This is a genomic window from Microbacterium sp., assembly GCF_032084865.1.
Taxonomy (GTDB): Bacteria; Actinomycetota; Actinomycetes; order Actinomycetales; family Microbacteriaceae; genus Microbacterium.
Genome location: NZ_DAMDLU010000059.1, coordinates 9,014 through 17,059, shown reverse-complemented (window position 1 = coordinate 17,059; position 8,046 = coordinate 9,014). Strand labels below are relative to the sequence as shown.

The 8,046-nt window shown below is 70.9% G+C and carries 7 protein-coding genes and 1 pseudogene; 4 read left to right on the top strand and 4 right to left on the bottom strand.

Features of this window, described 5'->3' with window-relative positions:
* From RT309_RS07995 to RT309_RS07980, 4 genes and pseudogenes are all read left to right on the top strand, one after another.
* A pseudogene (locus tag RT309_RS07995) lies at positions 1 to 537 on the top strand (4-(cytidine 5'-diphospho)-2-C-methyl-D-erythritol kinase); the annotation flags it as partial.
* An 81-nt stretch (positions 538 to 618) separates the two neighbouring features.
* Positions 619 to 2,010 (top strand): threonine/serine exporter family protein, encoded by a 1,392-nt coding sequence (locus tag RT309_RS07990; protein WP_313356325.1) that lies wholly within the window; start codon positions 619 to 621, stop codon positions 2,008 to 2,010.
* Between the two features lie 67 nt (positions 2,011 to 2,077).
* A complete protein-coding gene (locus RT309_RS07985; RefSeq protein WP_313356324.1) occupies positions 2,078 to 3,097 on the top strand; it encodes a hypothetical protein in 1,020 nt (339 codons plus the stop codon).
* A gap of 60 nt (positions 3,098 to 3,157) precedes the next feature.
* Entirely contained in the window at positions 3,158 to 4,984 is a 1,827-nt protein-coding gene (locus RT309_RS07980; RefSeq protein WP_313356323.1) for an ABC-F family ATP-binding cassette domain-containing protein, read from the top strand.
* 48 nt (positions 4,985 to 5,032) lie between these two features.
* On the opposite strand, the gene RT309_RS07975 is transcribed toward RT309_RS07980, so the two are convergent.
* The 4 genes from RT309_RS07975 to crtI all read right to left on the bottom strand — a co-directional run.
* Positions 5,033 to 5,890 (bottom strand): prenyltransferase, encoded by an 858-nt coding sequence (locus tag RT309_RS07975; protein ID WP_313356322.1) that lies wholly within the window; start codon positions 5,888 to 5,890, stop codon positions 5,033 to 5,035.
* The gene (locus RT309_RS07970; RefSeq protein WP_313356321.1) at positions 5,880 to 6,188 is read right to left on the bottom strand and encodes a lycopene cyclase domain-containing protein; all 309 of its coding nucleotides are present in this window, start codon (positions 6,186 to 6,188) and stop codon (positions 5,880 to 5,882) included. Before RT309_RS07970 ends, RT309_RS07975 begins: the two co-directional genes overlap by 11 nt.
* Entirely contained in the window at positions 6,185 to 6,514 is a 330-nt protein-coding gene (locus tag RT309_RS07965) for a lycopene cyclase domain-containing protein (RefSeq protein WP_313356320.1), read from the bottom strand. Before RT309_RS07965 ends, RT309_RS07970 begins: the two co-directional genes overlap by 4 nt.
* On the bottom strand, positions 6,511 to 8,046 hold a 1,536-nt coding region (gene crtI / locus RT309_RS07960), incomplete at its 5' end, for a phytoene desaturase family protein (protein WP_313356319.1). The genes crtI and RT309_RS07965, both read right to left, overlap by 4 nt.

Genomic DNA, 8,046 nt, shown 5'->3' with positions numbered 1-8,046 from the left:
CACCGCCTGCACGACCTGGCGGCGCGTCTCGGCGCCGATGTGCCGTTCGCGCTGCACGGGGGCACCGCCGTCGGCGCAGGGCGCGGCGACGAGCTGACACCCGCCCTCGCCCGCGGGCGCTTCGACTGGGTGCTCGTGCTGAGCGCGCAGGGCCTGTCGACCCCGGAGGTGTACGGCCGGCTCGACCTGCTGCGCGCCCAGGAGGGAGCCGTGGCCGATGACCCGCCGATGTCGCTCGACGTGCCGTTTCCCGTGCTGCAGGCACTGCGGGCAGGGGATGCCCACGACCTGGCCGCGGCCATGATGAACGACCTCGAGGCGGCCGCGGTCATCGACCGTCCCGATCTCGGCGCGACGCTCATCGACGGCATCCGCTTCGGCGCCCTCGGCGGCCTCGTCTCCGGCTCCGGACCGACGATCGCGCTGCTGTGCGAGAGCCCCGAGCACGCCCGCTCGGTGCAGGATCAGCTGCGCGGCTCCGGCCGTCGGGCACTGCACGTGCACGGGCCGGTGCCCGGCACCCGCGTCGTCGCCTGAGGTGCCTGGTCCGCCCACGGGACGATCCCCGTGCGGCCCGTCCGCGTGCGCCGAGCGCGCTGCCTCTGTGAGGATGGAGTGATGGCTGCACAGAAGAAATGGCGTGTGCGTCTGGTCGACGCGATCCGCGTCGACGCCGCGTCCCGCCCCGAGACCCAGGCGATCCTCTCCGTCGACGAGATGTACGCCCGGCGGGTGATCGAGCTCGCGATGCGCATCGCCGAAGCCCTCATCGCCGTGGGTGCGTCCGCGAACGAGGTGGTGCTCTCGGCGACGCGCGTGTCTGCGGCGCTCGGCATCCGCCCTGTGCACGTCGACATCACCTTCAACTCGATCGCCGTGTCGTATCAGGGCGGCGAGTCGGACCCGCCCTTCACGGCGATCCGCGTGGTGCGCGCACCCGTTCCCGACCACGCGAAGCTGCAGCAGCTGCAGGCCCTGGTGTCCGACATCGAGGCGGGGCTGGCCCTGCCGGAGGCGCGGGTGCGGTTTCACGCCATCCGGCGCCTGCCGTTCCGCTATCGGCCGACCGTGATCGTTCTCGCGCAGGGGCTGCTGGCCGTCGGCGTCTGCCTGCTCTACGGCGCCTCGTGGATCACGACGCTCATCGCGTTCCTCGCCGCGTGCGGTGCGGCGCTGACCCAGCGCTGGATGGCGCGGATGCACGTGCCCTTCTTCTTCTCGCAGGCGGCGGGCGCGCTCGTGGTCACGGCGTTCGCCGCCGCCGCGAACACGCTGCGCAGTCAGGGCGTGGCGCCCTTCGACCAGGTCGGCATCGCCGTGATCGTGGCGGCCGGAATCGTGCTCATGCTCGCCGGGATGTCTGTGGTGGCAGCCGCGCAGGATGCGATCGACGGCTTCGCGCTCACCGCGGGCGGCCGCATCCTCGATCTGGCGCTGCTCACCCTCGGCGTCGTCGTCGGCATCGTGGGCGGCGTGTCGCTCGCGCAGCGACTGGGGATCGGCTTCACGCTCTCGACCGACCCGCCGTCGCTCGGCCCGGGTTCGATGCAGGTGGTGGGAGTCGTGCTGATCGCGGTCACCGTCGCGGTGTGGAACGGCGCGACGTCGCGCACCATCCTCGTCTCGGCGGTGCTCGGCGCGATCGCGTGGGGCGGGTTCAGCGCCGGCACGGCCGGAGGGTTCGGCGTGCCGATCGCCAGCGCGGCGGGCGCGCTGATCGCCAGTTTCGTGGGCACGCTCATCGCCCACCGCCTGCACGTCCCGTCGATCGCGGTGACGACCGCCGCGATCGTCCCGATGGTGCCCGGGTCGGTCGTGTACCGCGGTCTGCTGGGAATCGTGGAGGCGCAGGACGACCCGATCCTGCTCATCATCGCGTTCGCGGAACTGATGCAGGCGGGCGCGGTGGGCCTGGCGCTGGCATCCGGCGCATCCCTCGGTCTCGTCCTCGGCGCACCGGTGCGTGACACGCTGCAGAGCGTCGTGCGTCGTCGCGGCCGCATCCGCTGAGCCGCGGTCGCCGTCGCGTCGCGGATATGCTGAGTGCCGCAGGCTCTGCGGCACCGAGGAGGGATCAGTGAGCGAGCTGGCCGCGTCCGGAGACGTCCCCGACTCCTTCGACCGCATCGCCGCCGACCTCCTCGCGCTCAAAGAGGCCACACCGATCTCGTACGCCGAGATCGGACGGCGGATCGGCGAGCAGCGGATAGACCGCGGGGTCGCCGACGCGGCCGCCTTCCCGCCGCGCAGCACTGTCTACGACGCGTTCCGCGCCGGTCGAACCCGCATCGATCCCGTGCTGCTGCACGACATCGTCACCGCCCTCGGCGCGCGGGAGGACGAGGCGCAGCGATGGGTGGAGCGTGCCCGACGGCTGCGGCGCACCACCGACCAGGCTCCTCGGGCGCGTGTGGCGCCCAGGCCGCCGTCGATCACCGTTCCCGTTCCGACGGGGACGCGCCGAGTCGCGAGCGCGAGCAGTCCGCGGTGGGGGAGCACGTGGCTCCTCATGCTGTGCTGCACCGGATTGAATCTCCTCGGGATCATCGTCGTGCAGGCGCTTCACCTGCCGATCTACCTCGACATGGTCGGGACAGCGGCCGCCTCGATCATCCTCGGTCCGTGGCACGGCGCGTTCGTCGCGACGGCGGGCAACCTCCTCGGCTTCACCGTCGGCGCTCCCGGAGCGGCCCCTTACGCGCTGGTGAGCGTCACCGGCGCCCTCGTCTGGGGATACGGCGTCCGGCGGTTGCGGATGGGTGATGACATCGGACGGTTCTTCGTCCTGAATATGCTCGCCGCGACGGCGTGCTCCGTGGTCGGCTCGTGTCTCAACGTGATCCTGTTCGGCGGCCTCAGCGGGCACGGCTCCGATTCGGTCACGGCATCGATCGTGACGCTGGGGCTGCCACTGCTCGCCGCTGCGCTCTCGGCCAACATCCTCACATCCGTCATCGACAAGGTGCTGACCGGCTTCATCGCCCTCACGCTCTTCGTCTGGCAGCACCGCACGGCGCGCTACCCTGCCGCGCACATGCCGGTCGTCGAGCGTCTGAGCGCACCGGCGATGCCGCCGCAGCCGCCTGCGCCGATCTAGACGGCGATCTCGCGCCGACGATGGGCGAATGCGGAGCAGGCACCGCCTAGCCTTGAGGTGATGGCACATCTACTGGGGGCCGAGGCCCTGCACCTGGAGTATCCGACCAAGGTCGTCTTCGATTCGGTCACGATCGGAGTCGACGAGGGCGACCGCATCGGCATCGTCGGCCGTAACGGTGACGGCAAGTCGAGTCTGCTCGCGATGCTCGCGGGCCGGCGAGAGCCGGATGCCGGGCGGGTGACCGTGCGAGGCGGCACGAGCATCGGCGTGCTCGACCAGGCCGACACCCTCGATGACGACCTCACCGTCGGCCGTGCCGTGGTGGGCGACACACCCGAGCACGAGTGGGCGGGGGATGCGAAGGTGCGTGACGTCATCGCCGGTCTCGTCGCCGATCTCGGCTGGGACGCACCGGTCACATCGCTGAGCGGCGGGCAGCGCCGCCGGGTGTCGCTGGCCCGGCTGCTCGTCGGCGACTGGGACATCATCGCGCTCGACGAGCCCACCAACCACCTCGACGTCGAAGCCATCACCTGGCTCGCGGCGCACCTCAAGGGCCGCTGGCCGAAGAACGCCGGCGCGCTGCTGGTCGTCACGCACGACCGCTGGTTCCTCGATGAGATCTGCACCGCGACGTGGGAGGTGCACAGTCGCTCCGTCGAGCCGTTCGAGGGCGGGTACGCCGCCTACATCCTGCAGCGCGTCGAGCGCGACCGGATGGCCGCCGCGTCAGAGGCGAAGCGGCAGAATCTCGCACGCAAGGAGCTCGCCTGGCTGCGCCGCGGCGCGCCCGCCCGCACGAGCAAGCCGAAGTTCCGCATCGACGCCGCGAACGCCCTGATCGCCGACGTGCCGCCGATCCGCGACACCGTCTCGCTGCAGTCGCTGGCGGTCTCGCGCCTGGGCAAGGACGTGGTGGACCTGCTGGATGCCGGGGTGACCTACGGCGAGAAGACCGTGCTGAAAGACGTCGAATGGCGCATCGCGCCGGGCGAGCGCACCGGCATCCTCGGGGTGAACGGCGCCGGCAAGTCCACCCTGCTGGGACTGGTCGCCGGCACCGTCGACCCCACCAGCGGGCGGGTGAAGCGCGGCAAGACCGTGCAGGTGCGCACGCTCACCCAGCAGGTCGATGAGCTCGAACAGCACTGGAACGAGCCGGTGCGCACCGTCATCGACGGCCTGCGCACCTCGTACACGTTCGGCCCTTCGACAGGATCAGGGACCCAGTCGCGGACGGCAGAACTCACCCCCGGGCAGCTTCTCGAGCGGCTCGGCTTCACCTCGGCGCAGCTGTCGACCCCGGTGAAAGACCTCTCCGGCGGTCAGCAGCGCCGACTGCAGCTGCTGCTCGTGCTGCTCGACCAGCCGAACGTGCTCATCCTCGATGAGCCCACCAACGACATGGACACCGACATGCTCGCCGCCATCGAGGACCTCCTCGACTCGTGGCCGGGCACCCTGCTGGTCGTCAGCCACGACCGGTACTTCCTCGAGCGGGTCACAGACCAGCAGTACGCCGTGCTGCGCGGGCATCTGCGCCACCTCCCGGGCGGTGTCGACGAGTACCTGCGGCTGCGCGATCTCGAGAGGCGGGATCGGGAGGGTTCGCATTCGGGCGCTCCCGTCGATCGGGCTGTGCCGGCGAAGGCATCCGGTCTGGACGGCGCCGCGCGGCGCGCGGCCGAGAAGGAGATCGCGGCGCTCGAGCGACGGATGCAGAAGCTGAACGATCAGATCGACCGGGCCAAGCACGACCTCGCCGATCACGACCAGTCGGACTACACCGGCCTCGGCGAGCGGATGCAGCGGGTCCGATCCCAGCAGGACGAGGTCGACGAGCTCGAGCTGCGCTGGTTCGCGCTCACCGAAGAGCTCGGCTGAACCGAAGAGCTCGGCTGAACGGCATCCGGAACGCCCTCCCGGCTGCGGTCACCGGCCGAGCGCGTACACGATGAGCAGCATCGTGACGACGAAGCCGCACGCGTAGTTGATCCACAGGAAGTGCCGCCAGCCGCGGTTCGCCGCACCCGAGTCGGCATCCGACACCGAGCGATAGGGCGCTGCCGCCCACAGGTACGGCAGGGCGAGCACGGCTGCCAGCGCGCCGGGGAATCCGGTGAACAGCATGAGCACTCCAGCAGCGGCCCAGCAGGCGAGCGCGAGGCGCACGGTGCGCGCGGCGCCCAGCGCGGTGGCGATCGACGAGATGCCGCCCTCGCGGTCGGGCACCACGTCCTGCACGGCGCCGAACGCGTGGCTCGCGACCCCCCACAGGAAGAACGCGCTCAGCAGGGCGACGAGGCCGGGGGTCACCGTGCCGCCGGCGAGGGCGAAGCCGTACACCGCGGGACTGACGAAGTGGATGCTCGAGGTGACCGAGTCGAGCACGGGCACCTCTTTGAAGCGGAACGGCGGCGCCGAGTACGCGACGACCGCGAACAGGCTGATCGTCAGGATCAGCCACGACAGGGGTGAGCCGAGCACGATCAGCGCGACGACGAACGGCGCACTCAGCGCGATCGACGTCACGAGCACGGTGCGGTGCCGCTGCGGCGACAGCAGCGCCCCCTCGACACCGCCCTTGCGCGGGTTCGCGAGGTCGGAGGCGTAGTCGAACACGTCGTTGATGCCGTACATCGCCAGGTTGTACGGCACGAGGAAGAACAGGGTGCCTATCACCCAGCGGGCGTCGACGCCCCCGGCCACGAGCAGATAGGCGGCCGCGAACGGGTAGGCGGTGTTGATCCAGCTGAGCGGCCGCGATGCGGCCAGCAGATCACCGATCATCGGCACGCTCCCTCCGCAGCCGCGACCACAGCGCCGGCAGCAGGATGACCGCGGCGAGCGGATAGGCGAAATCCTCGAGCGGGGCTTCGCCGATCCGGATGCCCGAGATGTGCCCGCTCGAGTAGTCGAACAGTCCCACGGCGATCATCAGGTTGTCGAACACGGCGGTGAGCAGCACCAGCGCGGCCGCCGCGACGAGCAGTGACAGCGCAGACGGCATCCGGTCGCGACGGCGCCCCACGAGCGCGACGACCGCGGCCAGGGCGAGGAACCCCGCGCACAGCAGCACGTAGCTCATGCCCTCGCCTTCCGTCGCGCCGCGAGCACCTTCTCGGCGCCGCAGACGAGCACCATGGTCAGCTCGCACAGGAACAGCAGGAAGATCGGCTCCTCGATCGGCAGCTCCGGCGCGAGCAGGATGCCGGTGGCGAACTCGCCGTCATCGCGGAAGAAGATTCCGAGGCCGATCCCGGCCAGATCCCAGAGCAGGAAGAACGCGGTGCCGATCAGCAGCACGATCACCGCTCGTCCCGGGTCGCGGCCGAGGAAGAGCCGGTGGCGCACATCGAGCAGCACCATGCCCGCGAGCGACACGAGCAGCGCGATCAGGTAGGCGGCGCTCACAGCGTCGCCGCCAGAGGCTCCGGAAGCGGACCGGCCGAGACGTCGCCGCGCAGACGCTTGACGACCAGCTCGGCGCTGATCAGGCACATCGGCAGGCCGATTCCCGGGATGGTCGTGGCGCCGGCGTACAGCAGCCCGTCGACCTTCGACGACATGTTCGCCCCGCGCAGGAATGCACTCTGCCGCAGGGTGTGCGCGGGGCCGAGAGCACCGCCGCGCCAGGCGCCGAAATCGCGTTCGAAGTCGGCGGGGCCGATGGTGCGGCGCACGACGATACGCTCGCGCAGGTCGGGCACACCGCACCAGGCCGCGATCTGGTCGATCGCCGCGTCGGCCGCGCGCTCGACCCGGTCATTTCCGGTGCCGTCGACGCCTCCGGCACCGATCGACGTGTCGGCGGGCACCGGGATGAGCACGAACAGATTCTCGTGCCCCTCGGGGGCGACGTCATCGGTCGCACTGGGGCGGCAGACGTACAGCGACGCCGGATCGGGGATCCGTCTGCCCTCGCCGCGACGCCCCCTGCCGTAGATCGCGTCGAACCCCTCCTCCCACTGCTTCGTGAACAGCAGCGTGTGGTGCGCGAGCTGCGGCAGCTCGCCGCGCACGCCGAGCAGCGCGAGCACGGCGCCGGGGCCCGGGTCGCGTGTGTCCCACCAGGCATCCGATCTCGTGCGGTGCTCGGGATCCAGCAGCTGCTGCTCGGTGACGTGCAGGTCAGCCGTCGACACCACCACATCTGCGGGCAGCTGCTCGCGCGTGCCGTCGGCGAGCTCGACCTCGACACCCGTCGCGGCGCCGCCCTCGACCGTGATGCGCGCGGCACGGCATCCGGTGCGGATGTCGACCCCCTCCGCCCTCGCCACACGGGCGATGGCCGCGATCACGGCGGTGAACCCGCCGCGCGGGTACAGCACGCCCTGCCCGATGTCGAGATGACTCATCAGGTGGTACATGCCCGGAGCCTTCGCGGGCGACGTGCCGAGGAACACTGCCGGGTACCCGAGGATCTGCTGCACGCGCGGCTCGCGGCTGTGCCGGCGGATGCGTCGGTCGAGCGGCTCTGCGAGCAGGCGCGTCAGCGTCGGCAGCCCGCGCAGGGTGCGCGGTGTGAGCAGCGGGCGCAGCGACTCGTAGGTGCTGTACAGGAACGTCGATGTCGCGAGATCGTAGGTGTCCGCGGCGGACGCGAGGTAGCGGTCGAGCTGCTGCTCGGCATCCGGATCGAGGGCGACGAGGGCGTCCCTGGCGCCGTCGGCCGGCAGGTCGAACGGCTCGGCGTCGTCTTCGAAGTACACCCGGTAGGCCGGGTCGAGTCGCACGAGGTCGAGCTGCTCGTCCGACGAGGTGCCGAGCAGGCGGAAGAAGTGATCGAACACCTCGGGCATCAGATACCACGACGGGCCGGTGTCGAAGCGGAAGCCGCGCGACTCCCAGCTGCCGGCTCGGCCGCCCAGCTCGTCTCGTGCCTCGACGAGGGTGACGGATGCGCCCTCCCGGGCGAGCAGAGCGGCGGTGGCGAGGCCCGAGAT

What these genes read in the sequence shown, in the direction of transcription:
- RT309_RS07975 (WP_313356322.1), bottom strand. Translation starts at nt 5,890, where the DNA reads ATGATCGGTGATCTGCTGGCCGCATCGCGGCCGCTCAGCTGGATCAAC.
- RT309_RS07990 (WP_313356325.1), top strand. Translation starts at nt 619, where the DNA reads ATGGCTGCACAGAAGAAATGGCGTGTGCGTCTGGTCGACGCGATCCGC.
- RT309_RS07970 (WP_313356321.1), bottom strand. Translation starts at nt 6,188, where the DNA reads ATGAGCTACGTGCTGCTGTGCGCGGGGTTCCTCGCCCTGGCCGCGGTC.
- RT309_RS07980 (WP_313356323.1), top strand. Translation starts at nt 3,158, where the DNA reads ATGGCACATCTACTGGGGGCCGAGGCCCTGCACCTGGAGTATCCGACC.